Raw genomic sequence first — 20,408 nt, forward strand, 5'->3', positions numbered from 1 at the left:
ATTACTGTGGATATGTATAAGGACATATAGAACGACTTAAATTTGCTACTGCAGCACAAGCCTAAGCCCCATGCCACACGAGCCGCCGCCCACATGTCCCTTCATCAATCAACAATGTCAAAGAACCGACACCTTTAGGAGGACAGCCATCCTTCCTCGAAAATTCATCGAGGGAGTTGCTTCCCGTTCCTGTTGGCGACCAGCCGTTCGATGCCGCTGAAGGCCTCGTCCCGTCCGGTGAGGCGGCATATATGGACGGCAATCCGACCCGTCAAACCCTTTTTGCAATTTTATTTCAGAAAATTTTCGGAAGTTCCGCGCTACATCTGCCCCATGACCCACAGCCACCATGGAAAGGCGCACGGATGACCCTGCAGGATGCCGACGCCGAAGACGCAGGGTTCGGTTCCCGCATACGCAGCGCCATTTTCTGGCGTTCCGGAAGCCAGATCGTCTCGCAGATGGTGAGCTGGGTGGTGACATTGGCGGTCATCCGCCTGCTCGATCCCGCCGATTACGGCCTGTTCGCGATGACCCAGGTGATCCTGAACTTTGCCACCTTCCTCAACGGATATGGCCTGGTCAGCGCGCTGGTCCAATCCGCTACCGTCGAAATCCACAGGCTGCGCCAGGCCTTCACCATCATGCTGCTGCTGAATGGCGGACTGGCACTGGCGCAGTTGCTGATCGCCCCCCTGGCCGCCGACTATTACGACCAGCCGATGGTGGCGCATCTGCTTCGAGTGCAGGCGCTGCTCTATCTTTCGACGCCTTTCATCTCCGTTCCTGAGGCGATCATGGGACGCGCGCTCGACTTCAAGCGCCCTGCCCTCGTCAACCTGATCGCGGCGATCGCGTCAGCGGCGACGGCGCTGGTGGGTGCTTTGTCGGGATGGGGGGTGTGGACGCTGGTGTTCGCGCCGCTCGCGGGCTTCTGGATCAAGGCGGCCGGCTATGTCATCGCAACGGGTTTCCGCCCCATTCCAACCTTCGACTTCCGCGGCACGGGTGCGATGGTCGCCTATGGCGCTTCGCTCTTGGGCGGCCAACTGTTCTGGATCGTGCAGAGCCAGGCCGATATCTTCATCGGCGGCCGTATGCTGGAGCCACATCAGCTCGGCCTCTATGCCGAAGCGCTGTTCCTTACCCAGATTTTCGTCAGCAAGTTCGTGCCGCCGCTCAACGATGTCGCCTTCCCCGCCTATGCGCGCATGCAAAAAGACCTCAGCCGCGTCGCATGGTCCTTTTGCAAGGCGGTGAAGCTGCTGCTGCTGCTGACATGCCCCATCTATCTGGGCATGGCCGTGACGGCGGAACCGCTGGTGGAAACATTGTTCGGGCGCAAATGGCTGGACATGGCGCCTTTCGTGTCGATCCTCGCACTGGCCATGCCGTTCATGACGCTGCAGGTGATGTTCGCGCCGGTCAGCAATGCATTGGGCCGCCCAGGCACGACCGCCCGAGTCGCCGCCGTCGGCGCGGTGCTGATGCCGGTTGCTTTCCTGATCGGGATTCAGGCCGGCGCGATCGGACTGGCATGGGCATGGCTGGCAGCGTTCCCGGTGCTGACCGTGATGACCGCCGTCATGGCAGGCAGGCCAATGGGATTGCGCATCACTGACGTCGCGCGCGCCGCAGCGCCTGGGCTTGGCTGCGCCATCGTCATGGCGGCCATCGTCATGGCCGTGGACGCGATGTTGCCCCCCCTACCCGCTCCCGCACGCCTGGGGATATTGGTTCCAGCCGGCGGACTGGCCTTTCTGGCCGCGGTGTCCATGTTGGCGGGCGAAACACTCAGGGAACTGGTGGCGCTGGTCGTGCGGCGGGCTCCACCCATTCAGGCGGGATGATCCGCCCGGTCAGGCAGTCTGAATATAATCGCGCAGCGCCGCGGCTTCCGATTCGATGCTGTCGATTCGGAATTTGACCAGATCCCCGATAGATACCATGCCGGCGAGCGCGCCATCGACCACGACGGGCAAGTGACGGATGCGGCGCTTGGTCATCAGAGACAAGCCGTTCAGCACCGGCGTCCGATCGTCGATGGTGATCGCCGGCGCGGTCATGATCTCTCCCACATCATGCTCCAGCGCCGCAGCGCCGTCCCGGGCAATCAGATGGACCAGATCCCGTTCGGAAAAGATGCCGACGACCTCCCCATCCTCCACCACGGGGACGCAGCCGATCTTGCGATCGGCCAGCAACTGCACGGCGAATAGCACGCTGTCGGACGGCCGAACCTGGATGACGTCGCTTCCCTTACGCTGCAATATCGCCGCGATGGTCATGGCTGCTCTCCTATGTTGCCACAAAGGCTTCTGTCAGGACTTGATGATCCCACTTTCGCGGCCCAATGAAAAGGGATGACGCGCAGACAGGCCCTGGATGATCCCCAAATCGCCGCCATCGCCTGGAAACGGTTCCGGCGAATCATGGCATGGATGGCGGTGGGCGCGACGCTGTGCGTGGGACTGGCACTCCTGTTTCTTCACTGGAGCGTTGGTCAGTTGCCGATCCACATGGTGATCGCGACCGTTCTGGGTGTCTGGCTGACCTTCATGCTCGGAACGGGTCTGATGGCGCTGGCTTTCCTGTCCAGCGGGACGGGCCATGACGAACAGGTGATGGACAGGTTGAAGGACGAGGTGCCGCTGGATGACTGAACAAAGGGGTGAAGCAGCGTTGCGGGTCGTCCCTGGCCCGATGGACATCAACGCCAACGGGCATATTTTCGGCGGCTGGGTGCTCAGCCAAATGGACATTGCCGGTGGCATCATGGCGGCCCGGATAGCTCAGGGGCCCGTCGCCACCGTGGCGATCGAGGGCATGAAGTTCATCAGTCCCATCCTGCTGGGCGATGTCGTTTCGGTTTATGCGCGGGAGATGCGGCGCGGACGCACGTCGCTGGCGATCCACATCGACGTGGTGGCGACGCGCGGCGTCGCGCAGACGGAGGTGAATGTGACCAGCGGCGTCTACACTTTCGTCGCACTGGACGCCGATCATCGCCCCCGGCCGCTGCCTGAATAGGAGCAGCGCGGATACGGCAGATGCAAGAAGGGGACGGCGCCATGGACGCCGTCCCCTTTTCTTAATCCCTGCGGCGGGCCTTATTCGGCGGCTTCGGCCGTGGCAGCGCGGGGCCGGCGTCCACGCTTACGGGGCGCTTCTCCCTCGTCCGCCCCTGTGTCGTCGCTGCGGGCGATCGAGGGCGGGAGAACCGCCGCGTCGAAGCTCTCCGTCGACTCCGCAGGCACCGCCTTGCGCGGCCGGCCGCGGCGGGGACGGGCAGGCTCGGCAGCCTGCTCCGGCGCATCCGCGACGGGGGCCGGCGCTTCTGCCGCCTGAGGAGCGGATACCGGGTCCGCTGGCGTGCCGACCGGCCCTTCAAACCCTACCTCGGGCAGCAAACCGCCGTCCTCCTGAGGGGAGCCGCGGTCGCGGCGATTGCGGTCGCGGCGATTGTTGCGGTTGCCGTCGCGATTGTCGCGCGCCTCTTCCGGCCGGCGCTCCTGAGGGCGGGGAGCGCGGTCATAGGCCGGCTGCTCGCCACGGAAATCGTCCACGCCTTCATCCGCGCTGTCGAAATCGTCGCCATCTTCATCGAAACTGTCCTCACGCGGACGGAAGCGCTGCTGCTGCTCTTCCTGCCGGGCGCGATTGTCGGCCAGCACGCGGAAATAATGGTCGGCGAACTGCAGATAATATTCGGCGTTCACCCGGTCGCCCGCCATCTGCGCATCGCGCGCCATATTCTTGTATTTCTCAAGAAGCTGGGCCGCATTCCCGCGCGCGCGGTTGTCGATCCGGTTGCCGTTATCGCCGCCGCCCCGATTGTTGCCGTTGGGGCGACCATTATTATTCCGGCCGCGATTGCGGCGGCCGGCCTGCCGGTTGTTGATCAAGATATGATCCTTGCGTTCGCTGTGTCAAAGTTCACTGACAACACTGTTCAGTCGCCATCTCCAAGCACGGCCTGTCCTTCAGGCCGTATACGGCTCCGCCAGGCATGATCCTGCCCGGATCATCACCCCAGCTGCCAGCAGCGCTTGCGCAGCGAGCGCCGTCATGACTTTCAGGAGCAGGGAATCGGCTTTTTGTATCAATGGCCTAACAGGCCATGTCACAAGATAGAGCCGTCCCTGACGCTGATGTAGTGCCTTTTACCGCATAAACCAAGCCATTTTCGCCCGGAGAGGCGCAAATCAACATCAATCCCCCGTTACAATCAGGCAGCGGTCATGGCCGGCAAGGTCGCGCTTGACCCGAACATGCAGCCCTTCGGCCAAGATGAGCGCGGATACTCTATCCGCCTGACGATAGCCGATCTCGATCGCGGCCATACCGCCTGGCGCAATCAGACGAGGCAGGGCGGGCACGATCCGGCGGTAATCGTCCAGCCCATCCACCCCGGCGAACAAGGCTTTGGCGGGATCACGCAGCACATCGCCTGACAAGGGTTCGTCGAGAGCAATGTAGGGCGGGTTGATGAGCAGGAGATCAAACGGACCGTCCACGCCTACGGCCCAGTTACCCGGCCGAAAAGTCGCACGGTCATCCATGCCCAGACTTCCGGCGTTTTCCTGCGCAACCGCGAGCGCGGCAGGCGACGCGTCGATGCCGACGCCACGCGCCTGGGGCCATTGATCAAGCGCCGCCAACAGCAGCGCGCCCGACCCAGTGCCAAGATCCAGGATGGTAGACGGCGATCGGCCGGTAAAATGATCCACCGCCGCCTCTATCAGCGTTTCACTGTCGGGCCGGGGGATCAGCACATCAGGCGTCACGGCCAGGCTGATCGTCCAGAAATCGCGCGTGCCTGTGATATGCGCGATGGGTTCCCCCGCCAGACGACGATCTAGCAAGGCCAAGAAATCCTGAGGAACGGTCAGATCGCGCTGACGCAGCAGCATGTCCGCCCGGGACAGCCCGAGGGCATGCGCCATCAGCAATTCGGCATCGAGCCTCGGCGTGTCGCTGGAGGCCACGAGCCGGGCGGCCGCGGCGCGCAGCGCGTCTGGGATGGTCACCCCACTCCGTCCAGCTGCGCCAGCCGCGCGGCCTCGTCCTCCGCGATCAACGCATCGATCACCTCTGCAAGGCCGGGGCCTTCCAATATCTCGGGCAGCCGGTGCAGTGTCAGGTTGATACGGTGATCGGTCACGCGCCCTTGCGGAAAATTATAGGTGCGGATGCGTTCCGACCTGTCGCCCGACCCCACCATCGCCTTGCGCGCGCCGGCCTGCTCGCTCTGGGTGCGTTCCCGCTCGGCCTCGTAAAGACGCGCGCGCAGCACCTGCATCGCCTTCGCCTTGTTCTTGTGCTGCGACCGTTCGTCCTGCTGCGTCACGACGATGCCGCTGGGCAGGTGCGTGATGCGCACCGCCGAATCGGTGGTATTGACGTGCTGCCCCCCTGCCCCGCTGGCGCGGTAGATGTCGATCTTGAGGTCGGAATCGGCGATCTGAACGTCCACCTCCTCCGGCTCGGGGAGGACGGCGACGGTCGCGGCACTGGTGTGGATGCGTCCGCCGCTCTCCGTCACGGGCACGCGCTGGACGCGGTGGACGCCGCTTTCGAACTTCAGCCTCGCGAACACGCCAGCCCCGTTGATGCTGGCCACCACTTCCTTGAACCCGCCCTGTTCGGAGGCGTTGGCGGAGATCATCTCCATCTTCCACCCCTGGGTATCGGCATAGCGCTGATACATGCGGAACAGGTCGCCAGCGAACAGCGCGGCTTCGTCGCCCCCGGTGCCGGCCCGGATTTCCAGCATGGCGGGACGGGAGTCGGCGGCGTCGCGGGGCAAGAGCTGCAAGGCCAGTGCGCGCTCGGCGGCGGGCAGCTGGTTTTTCAGCAGCTGCATCTCCTCCTGCGCCATTTCGCGCATCAGGGGGTCGGCCTCTTCGCCGCCGGTCATCGTCTCGAGCGCGGACAGCTCCTGCCGCAGCCGGCGCAGTTCCCGCGCGGCATTGGCGACCGGTTCGATCTCCGCATATTCCTTGGAGAGTTTGACGAACGCATCGGCGGGAAGATCGGCGCGAGTCATCGACGCCTGCACCTCATCCCGGCGCGCCTCAATCTGCGCGATGCGTTCGGCGGAGATGTGCATTAGCCCTTGCGCTTCACCAGTGTGATGACCCGGCTTTCCTCATCTTCATCCAAAACAAAGCGCTGGCTAATCGCGTCTTTGAGAGTAGCCCGTATTGGCTTTGCTTCGTGCCAAATGTCACGCAATCTGAACGATCCTAAATTCCCTACGCCATCGCCGGCTTCAACAGAAACGACGCGCACCGCGCTTAGATCACGCTTTACTTTTTCAAATAGCTTTTTGGGAGATCCCCTGAACGCCATTTCGGCCATGATCCCGTTGCTGCGCGCAAGCCCTAGCAGCTCTGTCGCAAGTAAACGCGACTCTTCGTTAGCCGGAATGAAGTTGAGGTCAGGGGTTAGAATTGCAGGCTTACCCACCAGCATTGCCAGTCGTTCGATCCCAGCCGCCCAGCCGACCGCAGGCGTGCTAGGGCCGCCCAGATTCTCGATCAGCCCGTCATAGCGCCCGCCGCCCAGCACTGTGCCTTGCGCACCCAAGCGGTCGGTGACGAACTCGAAAGCGGTATGCCGATAATAGTCCAGCCCGCGCACCAGTCGGGCATTGCGTTCCCATGCCACGCCTGCCGCGTCGAGGCCCGTCGTCACCTTCTCGAAAAAAGCGCGCGCTTCGTCGGTCAGGTAAGCGTCGATATCCGGCGCGCTGTCAGCCACCGGGCGGTCGCGGGGATCTTTGCTGTCGAGGATGCGGAGCGGATTTTTCGCCAGCCGCTCGACGCTTTCCTCCGAAAGCTCGCCCCGGTGCGCCTCGAAATGGGCGATCAGCGCGGCGCGCCACGCGTCGCGGCTCGCCGCGTCGCCCAGCGTGTTGAGCGTCAGGGTCACGCCTTCGATGTTCAGCTCGCGCAGCAGCTGGTCGCCCATGACCAGCAGTTCCACGTCCGCGCCGGGCTCGGCCGCGCCGATGATTTCGGCGTCAAGCTGGTGGAACTGGCGAAAGCGGCCCTTTTGCGGCCGCTCGTAGCGGAACAGGGGGCCATGGGTCGCCACTTTAAGCGGCGCATATTGCTGCCAGCCTTCGGTGATGTAGGCGCGGCTGATACCGGCGGTGAACTCGGGCCGCAGCGTAATGGAATCGCCGCCGCGATCAAGGAACGTATACATTTCCTTGGAGACGACATCGGTGCTTTCGCCCAGAGAGCGAGCGAAAACGGCGGTCTGCTCGAACACCGGCACCTCGACCCGCTGGAAACCGTAGAGGCGGCGCACGCGATCGAAGGTCGCGACGACGTGCGCGAACCTCTCCTGAAACGCCTCGGCCGTTCCGCCCAGCAAGTCCTGCGTGCCGCGCACCGGGCGCGGCGTTTCTGTTTTTGCCATGGGGCTGCGCCTTTAACCGCAAAGCAACCCTGTCGAAAGCGCTTTTTCGAGCGCATCGTCTGGGGTGGACGCGTGCTTAAACCCGCGCCATGCTAAAGACCATAGGGCGCCCCCGCCTCCATTTCCTGTCGGAGACATCCATGATCCGCAGCCTTGCTGCCGCATTCTGCCTTTCCACCGCCATCTCGGCCCCGCTCCTGGCGCAGGAGGCCATCCGTTCGAAGCCGACCGCGCTGCCGGTGGACAGCGGGAAAGCTGAACCAAAGGACATCGCCTATCCCGGCGGCACGATCCGGCTGGAGGTCGACGCGAGCGACACCACGCAGCGCATCTTCCGTGTCAAGGAAACCATCCCGGTGGCGCAGGCCGGGCCGGTGACGCTGCGCATGCCCGAATGGCTGCCCGGCAACCATGCCCCGCGCGGGCAGATCGAGAAGCTGACTGGCCTTACCTTCACCGCCAACGGCCAGCCGGTCGCGTGGAAACGCGATCCGCTCAACGTCTACGCCGTCCAGATCGACGTGCCGCAGGGCGCGAGCGAAGTCGTGGCGCAGTTCCAGTTCCTGTCCGCCACGGCCGGGAATCAGGGCCGCGTGGTCGTGACGCCCAAGATGCTCAACATCCAGTGGGAAAGCGTCTCGCTCTATCCGGCGGGTTATTACACACGGCAGATTCCGATCCAGGCGACCGTGACCTATCCGGCAGGCTGGCAGGCGGCGACCGCGCTGCGCGGTACGCGCAACGGCAATGCTGTAGCCTATGAAACCATCGATTATGAAGCGCTTCAGGATTCGCCGGTCTTCGCCGGCCGCTATTTCAAGCCGGTGGACCTGGGCCATAACGTCACGCTGAACATCGTCGCCGACGACGCCGACGAACTGGATTTCAAACCGGAGCAGATCGCCAAGCACAAGAAACTGGTGGACGAAGCCGGGACGCTGTTCGGCACCTATCATTTCAACCATTATGACTTTCTGCTCGCCATCACCGACGAGATGGGCGGCATCGGCCTGGAACATCACCGATCGTCCGAGAATCAGGTCGAGCCGGGCTATTTCAAGAAATGGGATTCGGGCGACGCGCTGCTCGACCGCAATCTCTTGCCGCACGAATTCACCCATAGCTGGGATGGCAAGTTCCGCCGCCCCGACCTGCTCTGGACGCCCGATTTCAACGTGCCGATGCAGGACAATCTGCTGTGGGTCTATGAAGGGCAGACGCAATTCTGGGGCTATGTGCTGGGCGCACGCTCCGGCCTTTTCTCCAAGCAGGAGACGCTGGACGCCTATGCGCAGATCGCGGCGAAGCTCGACACGGCGGTCGGCCGCCAATGGCGCCCGATGGAAGACACCACGCACGATCCCATCATCTCCGCCCGACGGCCCAAGGGCTGGGTGAGCTGGCAGCGGTCGGAGGACTATTATAACGAAGGGCTGATGATCTGGCTTGAGGCAGACGCGATCATCGCCAAGGCGACCCGCGGCAAGAAGGGCCTCGATGATTTCGCCAAGGCCTTCTTCGGCATCAAGCCGGGCGACTGGGGCCAGGTCGTCTATAATCGCGGCGACGTCATCAAGACGCTCAATGACATCGCGCCCTATGACTGGGCCGGCTTCTTCCAGAAATATGTCGACAGCCCGACGCGCGAGACGCCCAAGGGCGGCTTCATCCTTGGGGGCTATAACCTGGTCTATGGGGAAGAACCGAACAGCATCACCAAGGCGTCCGAAGGTGCCAACAAGATGGTGGACCAGAGCTTCGGCATCGGCGCGATCGTCAAGAATGACGGCGAGGTGAGCGGCGTCATCTGGGACAGCGCGGCGTTCAAGGCCGGGCTGACGGTCGGCGCAAAGATCCTGGCGGTCAATGGCGACGAATTTTCCGGGGACGCATGGAAAGCGGCGATCAAGGCGAAGTCGCCGATCCAGATCATCCTGAAGCAGGACAAGTATTTTCGCACTTTGACGCTCGATTATTCGGGCGGCCTGCGCTATCCGCGCCTCGAAAAGACAGGAGGGGGTGAAGGCAGCCTGGACCGGCTGCTGAAACCGAGAACATAATCACCCGTAACCAAACAGGTAGGATAAGGGGTTTCCCATGAATATCGAACTGATCCCGGTCGGGGACGATCCGCCCAACAGCCTCAATGTCATCATCGAGGTTCCGACCGGCGGCGAGCCGGTGAAATATGAGTTCGACAAGGCGTCCGGCGCGCTATTCGTGGATCGCATCCTTCACACGCCGATGCGCTACCCGGCCAATTACGGCTTCGTGCCGCATACGCTGTCCCCCGACGGCGATCCGCTGGACGCGCTGGTCATCGCCCGATCGCCTTTCATCCCCGGGGCCGTGGTGGCCGCGCGCCCCATCGCGGTGCTCAATCTGGAGGATGAAGCAGGCGGCGACGAAAAGCTGGTCTGCGTGCCGGCCGACTCGGTCTTCCCCTATTATTCCAACGTGTCGGAGAAAGACGACCTGCCCGGCATCGTGATGGAGCAGATCGAGCATTTCTTCACCCACTATAAGGATCTGGAGAAGAAGAAGTGGGTCCGCGTCGGCACCTGGGGCGGCGCGGAAGACGCCAAGCGCATCACGCTGGAAGCGATCGAACGCTACAAGGAAAGCAAGAAGGCCGCCTGAGCCGCTCTTGCGACGAGTGACGAAAGGCCGCGCGGAGCGATTCGCGCGGCCTTTCTGTTCGTGCGCCTCCTCAGGCGGCTTGCGCTAGATCAGGCGATCCGCCTCCAGCGCCATGGCGAGCGAATCCCGCATGCGCGGCATCCGGGCATGCAGCCGGGCGTCGGCCTCCACCAGCCGGTCCACCCCCGCTTCAAGCTGCGCTTCGTCCAGCGTGAAGGGCAAGCGCAGGAAGCGTTCGAACGCTCCGCCCACCCCGAAACGGGGACCAGCGGCCACGCGCACCCCCATGCTCTCCGCAAGCGCGGCGAGCGCGGTCGCTTCCCCGCGCGGCAATTCGGCCCAGAGCGACAGGCCTCCCGACGGAGATTCCACGCGCCACTGTGGCAACCGCTGCTCGATCAGGCGCAACAGATGATCGCGTCGGTTGCGCAGCATATCGGCGCGCTCGCCCAGGCCGACATCGGCGTCGATAAGTTGCGCGGCCGCGATCTGCTCGATCACCGGACTCGCCATGTCCATCGTCGTGCGCAGGCGGCCCAATGCCGCTACCGTCTGCGCATCGGCCCTGATCCAGCCGACTCGCAGCCCACCCCAGAAAATCTTGCTGGCCGATCCAAGCGTGATGACCTGCCGCCCGGAAGGGTCATGGATCGCCACAGGTGGCGGCGGGGCGAAATCCAGTCCCATCGCCACCATCGTTTCGTCGATGATGAGCGGCGTGTGGCTGCGCGCCGCGGCGGCGACCAGCGCGCGCCGCGTGGCAGGGTCCATGCTCCGCCCGGTGGGGTTGTGGAAGTCCGCGATGACGTAGGCGAACCGGGGCGAGGTCTGCCGGAACGCCGCTTCCATCGCGTCGATGTCCCAGCCATGGGCGGGCAGGCCCACCGGCACCGGCACGACATGGGCGCGCTGCAACGCCTGAATGGCGTTATGGTAGGTCGGATGATCGATTACCGCCCTGTCGCCCGGTCCGGCCAGCCACTTGAGCAGCAGCGAAAAACCCTGCTGCGCGCCGTTGGTCACCATGATCTGGTCCGGGGAGGTAGGGCAGCCGCGCCGCTCATAATGCGCCGCGATCGCGCACCGCAGAACCTTGAGGCCAAGCGCGTCATAGCCAAGATCGCCAAGATAGGCGGGCAGGGCTTCCACCGCATGCGCATAGGCGCGCGCCACGCCCGGCGCGGCGGGGAGGGCGGCGTGCGTCCAGTTGAGCAGATTGCCGCCATGGGCGCTTTCCAGCTCCACGGGCGCGGTTTCCGCGCGTGCGGTCGGCAGGCGGGTGACGCTGCCGGATCCCTGCCGGCTTTCGAGAAATCCTTCGTCGCGCAGCCGGTCAAAGGCGGCCGCCACCGTGGTGCGGGACAGACCTAAAGCCGCCGCCAGTTCACGCTCGCCCGGCAAGCGCACGTTAAGGCCGATCCGCCCGTCCAGCACGAGCATTCGCAGCGCCTGGGCAAGCTGGCGATAGGCGGGCTCGGCGCTGTCGCGCGCGCGCCACGCGCCCAGCAGGCGCAGGAGAGAAGGGGGACGCAACAGCGAAGTGGACATGGCAGACTTCCCGCATGACTGTAGGCGACGTCCATCTACCGAGAATTGGCCTCTGTAAAAAAGGCCAATTATGCTGAACCTGCATTCCCCCTGTTCCACAGATCGCGCCATCAATACATCGAGCGGTTTTCACGCGATGGCGATTGACGGCTGCGAGCGGTGGGGCATGATCGACGGCCTCACCGTCTCCTTGCATGGAAAGTCCCGCATGCGCGCTTTCGTCCTTGCTGCCCTGCTCCTGTCCACACCCGCCGCTGCAGCCGATCCGCCGCAGCCGGCGCTAGCGCCGCTGGCGTTCGAGCAGGTCGCACCGGCGGGCACGAAGATGCCCCGGTTCAAGGTCGATGCAGCATGGCCAGCCATGCCTGGCGATCTACTGCTGGGGCAAGTCAGCGGCGTGGCGGTGGGGCCGGACGATTCGGTCTGGGTGGTTCACCGGCCTCATTCTCTCACCGACACGGATACCGGCCTCGCGCAGGATCCGCCGATCGCGATCTGCTGCAAGCCCGCTCCTCCGGTGGTGCGTTTCGGCAAGGACGGCCGCTACATGGCCGGCTGGGGCGGCACGGCGAGCGCACCCACCATCGAGGGCGTCAACCAATGGCCTGCCAGCCTGCACGGCGTGTTCGTCGACAAGGGCGGCACGGTCTGGTTCGGCGGCAACGGCAAGGGCGACCATGTCGTGATGAACTACACGCGGGACGGCAAATATCTTCGGCAGTTCGGGCGGCGGGACAAGACCGGCGGCAATGACGCCACCGACCAGCTCGGCAACCCATCCGACGTCAATCACTCGGACGGCATGGTGCTGATTTCCGACGGTTATGTGAATCGCCGGGTGATCGGCTTCGACGCCAGGACGTATGCATACAAGGGGCGATGGGGTGCCTACGGCAAACCACCTGCCGGGCCTGTTCTGCAGGGGGATTTCGACCAGAGCCACGCCGTCGACCCAAGCCGCACAGCCGATCCCAAGGCCGCGCTCTTCAACAGCATCGTCCATTGCGTGGTGCCGACGAAGGACGGCCATCTCTATATCTGCGACCGCAACAACAACCGCGCGCAGCTGTTCAAGCGGGAGAAGGATGGCGGGATGACTTTCGTGCGCGATCTCGCCATCGCGCCGGAAACCGGCGGCACTCACACCGTCACCGACATCGCCTTTTCGCCCGATCCCGAGCAGACCTATCTCTACGTTGCCGATATGATGAACGGCCGCATCTGGATCCTGCGCCGCAAGACGCATGAGGTGCTGGGCGCGATCGGCCGGGTGGGGCGGCAGGCGGGGCAGTTCACCTGGCTGCACAGCATCGACACCGACAGCGAAGGCAATATCTACGCGACCGAGGTGAACACCGGCAGACGCGTACAGAAGCTGGTGTTCACCGGTATCGAATAAGTTGGGTCAGCCGGCGATCAGCCGGACATAGGCGCTCGACACCCAGCCGCTGGGGCAAGGACCGGAGTAAGGCTGTTTTCGTTCGACGCGCCTTTTCAGGCCGCACTCCATTGCGGGAGTCGTAGCCGCTGGAACATTGGAAACGTCCAGCACAACGCCCAGCCACTTCTGGTCCAGCGTGCGTGAGCACACATATACCCGGCTGCCCGGAGCTAATCGCCCGGCACTTTTTGAATCCGCGAAAGGAGCCGCCCTCAATTGGGCCGGCAACTCGTCATCGCCTGCGGCAATGATCGTTCCCATTGTTTCACAAGCCGAAAAGCTCGCGCCGTCCTCGCCGATCATCACCGGCCGAGCCACCGGCGCGTCCATCCGACTTTCGGGCACATCCTCACGCGGCGCGCCAGCGAGCGAGCTGTTGGGCAGCTCCTCATAGATGTCGGTGCTTTTCGAGCAGGCCGACAGGAGCAGGAGAGGGATCAGGAGCGCGCATGACGCTGTGATAGACCGGCCCGAGCCCGCCCGAAAGACGCCATGTTTCGCTTTAGTTTCTTAGGGCGAGTCCCTATATGCTCGGCATGAGCGAAGAACCCATGAACTCCCCTAACAGCAATGATTATGGCGCCGACAGCATCAAGGTGCTGAAAGGGCTGGACGCCGTGCGCAAGCGGCCCGGCATGTATATCGGCGACACGGACGACGGCAGCGGCCTGCACCATATGGTGTTCGAGGTCAGCGACAATGCCATCGACGAGGCGCTGGCCGGGCATTGCGACCGGATCGTCATCACGTTGAACCCGGATGGGTCCGTCAGCGTCGAGGATAATGGCCGCGGCATCCCGACCGGCATCCACAAGGAAGAGGGCGTGTCGGCCGCCGAGGTCATCATGACCCAGCTGCATGCGGGCGGGAAGTTCGAGAATACCAGCGACGATAACGCCTATAAAGTGTCGGGTGGCCTGCACGGCGTGGGCGTGTCGGTCGTCAACGCCCTTTCCGAATGGCTGGACCTCAACATCTGGCGGGACGGCAAGGAACATTATATGCGCTTCGCCTATGGCGATGCGACCGCGCCCCTGAAGGTCATCGGCGACGCGCCCGAGGGCAAGAAGGGCACACGTGTCACTTTCCTCGCCTCGACCGAGAAGACGCCCGGCGACGGCGGCACCTTCAAGAACCAGACCGAGTACGACTTTGACAAGCTGGAGCATCGCTACCGCGAACTTGCTTTCCTGAATTCGGGCGTGCGCCTGTTCCTGGTCGATGCCCGACATGAGGAGAAGAGGGAGGTCGAGCTGTTCTACGAGGGCGGGATCGCCGCTTTCGTGAAGTGGCTGGATCGTAACAAGACGCCGCTGATGCCCGATCCAATCGCGATCGCCGGAACCCGCGACGACGTGACCATCGACGTCGCGCTGGAATGGAACGACAGCTATTATGAAAATGTGCTGTGTTTCACGAACAACATCCCGCAGCGCGATGGCGGCACGCACCTCGCCGCTTTCCGCGCGGCGCTGACGCGCACCCTCAACAATTATGCAGAGAAGTCGGGCGCGCTGAAGAAGGAGAAGGTGTCGCTCACCGGCGAGGATATGCGCGAAGGGCTGACCGCGATCGTCTCGGTCAAGCTGCCCGACCCCAAATTCTCCAGCCAGACCAAGGACAAGCTGGTGTCCTCGGAAGTTCGCCAGCCGCTTGAAAGCCTGATGGCAGACAAGATGGCCGAGTGGCTGGAGGAGAATCCGGCGCATGGCAAGATGATCGTGCAGAAGGTGATCGACGCCGCCGCCGCGCGCGAGGCCGCCAAGAAGGCGCGCGAACTGACGCGGCGCAAGGGCGCGATGGACATCGCCTCGCTGCCCGGCAAGCTCGCCGACTGCCAGGAGCGCGATCCTGCCAAATCCGAACTGTTCCTGGTCGAAGGCGACTCCGCCGGCGGCTCCGCCAAGCAGGGACGCAACCGCCACAATCAGGCGATCCTGCCGCTCAAGGGCAAGATCCTGAACGTCGAGCGCGCGCGCTTCGACCGGATGCTGTCCTCCAAGGAAGTCGGCACACTGATCCAGGCGATGGGCACGGGTATCCGCGACGACTTCAACCTGGAAAAGCTGCGCTACCATAAGATCGTCATCATGACCGACGCGGACGTGGACGGCGCGCATATCCGCACGCTGCTACTGACCTTCTTCTATCGCCAGATGCCCCAGATCATCGAGGCGGGGCACCTCTACATTGCGCAGCCGCCGCTCTACAAGGCAACGCGGGGCCGATCGGAGGTTTACCTCAAGAACGAAGCGGCGCTGGAGCAATATCTGGTCGACAATGGCGTCGACACGATGGTGCTGGAAACCAGCGGCGGCGCGCGCAGCGGCGACGATCTGCGCGGGCTGATCGAACATGGGCGACGGATGCGGGCAGTGATGCGCTATGTGCCGCGCCGCTACAATCCGCAGATCATCGAGGCACTCAGCCTCAACGGCGCGCTCGATCCGGAACTGTCGAAGGACGCGCAAGCGGAACGGCTGGCCGCGACCGTCGCCTGGATGGACGCGCAGGATTCCGAAGGCCGCTGGACCGGCCGCATCGCCGAGGAGGGGGGCTTCCATTTCGAGCGCCTATGGCGCGGCGTCACCGATCATCATGTGATCGAGGGCGGCTTCATCGGATCGGCCGAGGCGCGCAAACTGCACGCCATCGCCAGCGAGGAATCGGCAAATTATCGCAATGCCAGCCGCCTGGTCACCGCGAAGGCCGCTGCCGCAGCCGAAGAGGCGGGCGAGGATGAACTGCCGACCGCAACGAAGGGCGTCACCATCATTTCGCCCAGCGCACTGCTCGACGCCATCCTTGCCGCCGGGCGCAAGGGCCTTGCGATCCAGCGCTACAAGGGATTGGGCGAGATGAATGCGGAGCAGCTGTGGGAAACCACCCTCGATCCCGACAATCGCTCGATGCTGCGGGTCGAGGTCGAACAGGCCGACGTGGCCGACGAAATCTTTACCCAACTGATGGGCGATGTCGTCGAATCACGGCGCGAATTCATCCAGGACAATGCGCTGAACGTCGCAAACCTGGACGTCTAAGGCGATGACGCTGGCGGATCGTCCTCGCTGCAGCTGGGCGCAGGGCGATCCGCTCTACAGCGCCTATCATGACGAGGAATGGGGCGTTCCGCAGCGTGACTCGCGTATGCTCTGGGAAACGCTGATGCTGGAAGGCTTCCAGGCGGGACTCGCCTGGATCATCATCCTGCGCAAGCGGGACGCTTTCCGCGCTGCCTTCGCCGGATTCGATCCCGATAAAGTTGCCGCCTTCGGCGCGGCTGACGTCGAACGACTGATGGGCGATGCCGGCATCGTTCGGGCCCGCGCGAAGATCGGGGCGACGATTGCGGGCGCGCGCATTTTCTGCGCGATGCGCGACGCGGGGGAGGATTTCTCCGCCTATGTCTGGTCGTTCGTCCACGGCGTCCCGTTGCAGGGCGACGGCGTGACCGCCGCGACGCAGACAGCTTTGTCCGTCGCCATCTCCCAGGATCTGAAGAAGAAGGGGTTCAAGTTCGTCGGCCCGACCATTGTTTATGCCTGGATGCAGGCGGTCGGGCTGGTGAACGATCATGCCGCCTATTGCTTCCGCCGGGAGGCACTGAGCGCGTGAGGCGCGCGTCTATGCTCGCCTGCCTTGTTATGCTTGGTGGCTGCAGCGATAGGCAGGAGGCTGCTGAAACCAATCAGGCTGCGACGGCGAGCCAGGCGGACTCCGTCGTCGCCCCGATCCCCCATGGTGACGCAACCCACGACGTTCGCGAACCCGGACCTTCTAGCCTGACACCCAAGCCTTTGGTTTCACGTGGAACATCCACCACGGCGCAGACAAGCGTGGGCAAGGCAGTGCAGTATCGGGCGATCGGCACCGAGCCGTTCTGGGCCGTGACGGTACGTGGCACCATGGCGGTGCTGGAGCGGCCAGACCATATGCCGGTGCGCTTCGTGATCCAGCAAGACAGCGACGACAGGGCGATCCGCTATCAAGGTGATGGCTTTACCCTGACGGCGACGGAAGGCCCTTGCAGCGACGGGATGAGTGATGTCCTCTGGTCCGATCGGGTGCAGATTGCCTTTGGCGAAGGGACCCTGAAAGGATGCGGTGGCATTCGGGAGGACATGCGGGAAGAGCCACGCTGATCGTTATGCGGATTGGACCGCCTGAAAGAGGGACGATGCCATGACCGCCGATTCCACCCGTCGCGATGTGCTCATCGCCGCCGCCACGACCCTTTCGGCTTTGTCGATGACCACTGCCGCCGCCGCGCAGCTATCGACCCGGCCGCCCGTTCCGCCCAGCGGACCGAAGAAGACGTTGGGCATGATCCTGTTCGACGGCTTCGAACTGCTCGACGTGTTCGGACCGCTGGAAATGTTCGGGATGCTCAAGGACCGGGTGGAAATCGTCATGATCGCTCCGAAGGCAGGTCCGGTGAAAAGTGGCGCAGGCCCGGCGGCCATCGCCGATTTCGAATTCGCCGACGCGCCCAGGCTCGACATTGTGATGATCCCCGGCGGAATCGGCACACGGCGCGAGGTGAACAACGCTGATTTTCTGGCGGCGATCACGGCGATTGCACAAGCAACGCCCCAGGTGGCGACCATCTGCACGGGGTCGGGGCTATTGGCGAAAACCGGCCTGATCGACGGGATCAAGGCGACCAGCAACAAGATGGCATGGAAATGGGCGACGGCGCAGGGCGCAAAAGTCCTTTGGGTGCCGCATGCCCGGTGGGTCGAGGACGGCAAGTATATTTCCTCCTCCGGCATTTCCGCCGGGACGGACATGGCGCTCGGCCTGATCGCAAAGCTCTATGGCAAGGACATGGCCCAATGGGTCGCCCATCGCGCCGAATATCGCTGGAACGACAATGCCGGGGATGATCCCTTCGCGGCCATGAACGGCCTGACTGGCTAAGAGGGTCAGTCCGCGCGCATCGCTTCCGCGGCCAGCGTTTCGGCCTCCATCAGCAGCGCGTCTTCCGCCGCACTCTGCGCCACCTGCTCGCGCCCGATCAGAATCAGCACCGGCACTGCGAGCGGGCTCACCCGGTCGAGCGTGACGTGCAGCATCGTCTGGCTCGCCCGGTCGATCAGGTCGCCGAGCCGTCCCACATCGGTCATGCGCGCCCGCGCATCCGCCCAGGCGGCCTTGAGCAGCAGGTGATCGGGCTGATATTTGCGCAGCACGTCATAAATGAGGTCCGTGGAGAAAGTGACCTGCCGCCCCGTCTTGCGCTTGCCCGGATGCTGCCGCTCGATCAGGCCGGATATCACCGCGACATCGCGGAACGCTCGCTTCAACAGGCTCGACTGTTCGACCCAGTCGATAAATTCATGATCCAATATGTCGGCGGAAAACAGGCTCTGAGGATCAGTAACGGGCTTCATCCCGTAAACCGCAAGCGCATAGTCATTGGATACGAAACCGAGCGGCATCAGCCCCTGGCTTTCCATCCTGCGGGTAAGCAGCATCCCCAGCGACTGATGCGCGTTCCAGCCCTCGAAACTGTAGCAGACCAGATAGTGCCGCCCTTCGTGCGGGAAGGTTTCGACCAGCAATTGGCCCGGCTGGGGCAGGGCGGAGCGCAGCTTCTGCATCTCCAGCCATTCGCGCACGTCTGATGGGAATCGGAGCCATTCCTCCGGCTCCGCCAGAAAATGCCGCACCCGGTCTGCCAGCCGCGTCGACATCGCCATGCGGGTGCCGCCCCAGCTAGGGATGCGCGCTTGCTTGGACGTCGCCCGCACGACCAAGTCGGTGATATCCATCCGCACAACCTCCAAAGCCATGCCGGAAAAGAAGAAGCTGTCGCCGACACGAAGCTGCGCCGCAAACCCCTCTTCGACCGTACCAAGCTTCCGACCATTGGCGAAGCGAACGGAGAGGACCGGCTGATCGACGATGATGCCGGCATTCAGCCGATGCTGCTGCACGAAACGGGGATGGGACACGCGCCATGTCCCGTCCGCATCATGCGTCAGCCGCTTGAACCGATCATAGGCGCGCAGGGCGTAGCCGCCGCCCTCAATGAAGTGGAGGACGTTCTCGAAGGCGTCCTGGCTCAGCGCGCTATAAGGCGTCGCGGAGCGCACTTCCTCCAATAGCTCGTCCGCCCGGAACGGCCCGGCGCAGGCAAGGCCCATCACATGCTGGGCCAGTACGTCCAGGCTGCCCGCGCGGAAATCGTCGGCGTCCCGCTCTCCGGCCTCCACCGCGTCCAGCGCCGCGCGCGCCTCAAGATATTCGAACCGATTGCCCGGAATCAGGATCGCCTCACTGGCTTCATCCAGCCGGTGATTGGCGCGCCCAATCCGCTGCAGCAGGCGCGAACTGCCCTTCGGCGCCCCCATCTGGATCACGCAATCGACATTGCCCCAATCGACCCCCAGATCGAGCGAGGCCGTCGCGACCAAGGCCCTTAGCTTTCCGGCTGCCATCGCCGATTCGACCTTGCGCCGCGCTTCGATGGACAGGCTGCCATGGTGGATGGCGATGGGCAGGTTCGCCTCGTTCGCCGACCACAGTTCCTGGAAGATCAACTCGGCCAAGCCGCGGGTGTTGCAAAACACGAGCGTCGTCTGACGTGCGGCGATCTCTGCCATCACCTGGCTTGCTGCATATTTTCCCGAATGGCCGGACCAGGGGACGCGGCCTTCGGGAATCAATATGGTGACGTTCGGATCAACGCCGTCCTCCCCCAGAACGGCTTGTACCGCATCGATGTCCCCGTCCGGCGCAAGCCAGGCGCGATAGGCGTCCACGTCCGCGACGGTGGCGGATAAAGCAACACGGCGCAGGGCGGGGTTGATCGCCTGGAGCCGCGCCATGGACAGGCTCAGCAAATCCCCGCGTTTCTGCGTGGCGAAGGCATGGACCTCATCCACGATGACGGTGTTGAGGTCCGCGAAAAGCAGCGCGGCATCCGGATAACTGAGCAGCAGCGACAGCGACTCAGGGGTCGTCAGCAGGATTTGCGGCGGCTTCACCCGCTGGCGCGCCTTCCGGTCGGACGGCGTGTCGCCCGTGCGGGTCTCCACCCGGATAGGCAAGTCCATCTCAGCGATGGGAGTCAGCAAGTTGCGCTGCACATCCACGGCCAACGCCTTCAAGGGCGAAACGTACAGCGTGTGCAGGCGATCGACCGGGTTCCTGATCAGGTCGCAAAGCGTCGGCAGGAACCCTGCGAGCGTCTTCCCCGCGCCGGTCAGCGCGACGAGCAAGGCATGCGCACCCGCATCGGCAGCGCTCACCATTTCGATCTGATGCCGACGTGGCCGCCAGTCGCGTGACGCGAACCAGTGATCGAGGACCGGGGGAAGAGAAGGGGGCATCAGAAGGATGT

Annotated in this window: 18 protein-coding genes; 10 read left to right on the forward strand and 8 right to left on the reverse strand. The window is 63.7% G+C overall.

Features of this window, described 5'->3' with window-relative positions:
* Positions 1–365 precede the first annotated feature (365 nt).
* Entirely contained in the window at positions 366–1,850 is a 1,485-nt protein-coding gene (locus ACFQ24_RS14245) for a lipopolysaccharide biosynthesis protein (protein ID WP_380912321.1), read from the forward strand.
* Between the two features lie 9 nt (positions 1,851–1,859).
* Here ACFQ24_RS14245 and ACFQ24_RS14250 read toward each other — a convergent pair whose 3' ends face one another.
* Complete coding sequence (locus ACFQ24_RS14250) at positions 1,860–2,288, reverse strand: CBS domain-containing protein (protein WP_380912323.1); 429 nt, start codon at positions 2,286–2,288, stop codon at positions 1,860–1,862.
* Between the two features lie 75 nt (positions 2,289–2,363).
* Here ACFQ24_RS14250 and ACFQ24_RS14255 point away from each other — a divergent pair, with 75 nt between their 5' ends.
* Both ACFQ24_RS14255 and ACFQ24_RS14260 read left to right on the forward strand, forming a co-directional pair.
* Complete coding sequence (locus tag ACFQ24_RS14255; protein ID WP_380912325.1) at positions 2,364–2,663, forward strand: hypothetical protein; 300 nt, start codon at positions 2,364–2,366, stop codon at positions 2,661–2,663.
* Positions 2,656–3,030, forward strand: coding sequence for an acyl-CoA thioesterase (locus ACFQ24_RS14260; RefSeq protein WP_380912327.1), 375 nt, complete (start codon positions 2,656–2,658; stop codon positions 3,028–3,030). Before ACFQ24_RS14255 ends, ACFQ24_RS14260 begins: the two co-directional genes overlap by 8 nt.
* 80 nt (positions 3,031–3,110) lie before the next feature.
* On the opposite strand, the gene ACFQ24_RS14265 is transcribed toward ACFQ24_RS14260, so the two are convergent.
* The 4 genes from ACFQ24_RS14265 to hisS form a co-directional block, all read right to left on the reverse strand.
* Entirely contained in the window at positions 3,111–3,905 is a 795-nt protein-coding gene (locus tag ACFQ24_RS14265) for a DUF4167 domain-containing protein (protein ID WP_380912329.1), read from the reverse strand.
* Between the two features lie 306 nt (positions 3,906–4,211).
* Positions 4,212–5,030, reverse strand: coding sequence for a peptide chain release factor N(5)-glutamine methyltransferase (gene prmC / locus ACFQ24_RS14270; protein WP_380912331.1), 819 nt, complete (start codon positions 5,028–5,030; stop codon positions 4,212–4,214).
* On the reverse strand, positions 5,027–6,112 hold the full coding sequence (gene prfA / locus ACFQ24_RS14275; RefSeq protein ID WP_380912333.1) for a peptide chain release factor 1: 1,086 nt from the start codon (positions 6,110–6,112) through the stop codon (positions 5,027–5,029). Before prfA ends, prmC begins: the two co-directional genes overlap by 4 nt.
* Positions 6,112–7,431 (reverse strand): histidine--tRNA ligase, encoded by a 1,320-nt coding sequence (gene hisS / locus ACFQ24_RS14280; protein ID WP_380912335.1) that lies wholly within the window; start codon positions 7,429–7,431, stop codon positions 6,112–6,114. Before hisS ends, prfA begins: the two co-directional genes overlap by 1 nt.
* A gap of 140 nt (positions 7,432–7,571) precedes the next feature.
* On the opposite strand from hisS, the gene ACFQ24_RS14285 reads away from it, so the two are divergent.
* Together ACFQ24_RS14285 and ppa are read left to right on the forward strand one after the other, a co-directional pair.
* Positions 7,572–9,491 carry a M61 family metallopeptidase gene (locus tag ACFQ24_RS14285; RefSeq protein ID WP_380912337.1) on the forward strand — a complete coding sequence of 640 codons (1,920 nt, stop codon included), beginning with the start codon at positions 7,572–7,574 and terminating at the stop codon, positions 9,489–9,491.
* A 37-nt stretch (positions 9,492–9,528) separates the two neighbouring features.
* Complete coding sequence (gene ppa, locus ACFQ24_RS14290; protein ID WP_380912339.1) at positions 9,529–10,071, forward strand: inorganic diphosphatase; 543 nt, start codon at positions 9,529–9,531, stop codon at positions 10,069–10,071.
* Between the two features lie 84 nt (positions 10,072–10,155).
* Here the strand turns inward: ppa and yczR are convergent, their stop codons facing one another.
* On the reverse strand, positions 10,156–11,619 hold the full coding sequence (gene yczR, locus ACFQ24_RS14295) for a MocR-like transcription factor YczR (RefSeq protein ID WP_380912341.1): 1,464 nt from the start codon (positions 11,617–11,619) through the stop codon (positions 10,156–10,158).
* A gap of 208 nt (positions 11,620–11,827) precedes the next feature.
* Here yczR and ACFQ24_RS14300 point away from each other — a divergent pair, with 208 nt between their 5' ends.
* Entirely contained in the window at positions 11,828–13,018 is a 1,191-nt protein-coding gene (locus tag ACFQ24_RS14300; protein WP_380912343.1) for a hypothetical protein, read from the forward strand.
* 6 nt (positions 13,019–13,024) lie between these two features.
* Here the strand turns inward: ACFQ24_RS14300 and ACFQ24_RS14305 are convergent, their stop codons facing one another.
* Positions 13,025–13,363, reverse strand: a complete 339-nt coding sequence (locus tag ACFQ24_RS14305; RefSeq protein WP_380912345.1) for a hypothetical protein — start codon at positions 13,361–13,363, stop codon at positions 13,025–13,027.
* Between the two features lie 233 nt (positions 13,364–13,596).
* On the opposite strand from ACFQ24_RS14305, the gene gyrB reads away from it, so the two are divergent.
* Genes gyrB through ACFQ24_RS14325 form a run of 4 tightly spaced genes read left to right on the forward strand, consistent with a single transcriptional unit; the run spans position 13,597 to position 17,980 of the window.
* On the forward strand, positions 13,597–16,101 hold the full coding sequence (gyrB, locus tag ACFQ24_RS14310; RefSeq protein ID WP_380912346.1) for a DNA topoisomerase (ATP-hydrolyzing) subunit B: 2,505 nt from the start codon (positions 13,597–13,599) through the stop codon (positions 16,099–16,101).
* A 4-nt stretch (positions 16,102–16,105) separates the two neighbouring features.
* Positions 16,106–16,675, forward strand: coding sequence for a DNA-3-methyladenine glycosylase I (locus ACFQ24_RS14315; RefSeq protein ID WP_380912348.1), 570 nt, complete (start codon positions 16,106–16,108; stop codon positions 16,673–16,675).
* An 11-nt stretch (positions 16,676–16,686) separates the two neighbouring features.
* On the forward strand, positions 16,687–17,202 hold the full coding sequence (locus tag ACFQ24_RS14320; protein ID WP_380912350.1) for a membrane-like protein: 516 nt from the start codon (positions 16,687–16,689) through the stop codon (positions 17,200–17,202).
* Between the two features lie 40 nt (positions 17,203–17,242).
* Positions 17,243–17,980, forward strand: coding sequence for a DJ-1/PfpI family protein (locus ACFQ24_RS14325; RefSeq protein ID WP_380912352.1), 738 nt, complete (start codon positions 17,243–17,245; stop codon positions 17,978–17,980).
* A 5-nt stretch (positions 17,981–17,985) separates the two neighbouring features.
* Here the strand turns inward: ACFQ24_RS14325 and ACFQ24_RS14330 are convergent, their stop codons facing one another.
* A complete protein-coding gene (locus ACFQ24_RS14330; protein ID WP_380912354.1) occupies positions 17,986–20,397 on the reverse strand; it encodes a ligase-associated DNA damage response DEXH box helicase in 2,412 nt (803 codons plus the stop codon).
* Positions 20,398–20,408: the final 11 nt, after the last annotated feature.

It is taken from the genome of Sphingobium olei, assembly GCF_042678845.1.
GTDB classification, from domain to species: Bacteria; Pseudomonadota; Alphaproteobacteria; order Sphingomonadales; family Sphingomonadaceae; genus Sphingobium; species Sphingobium olei.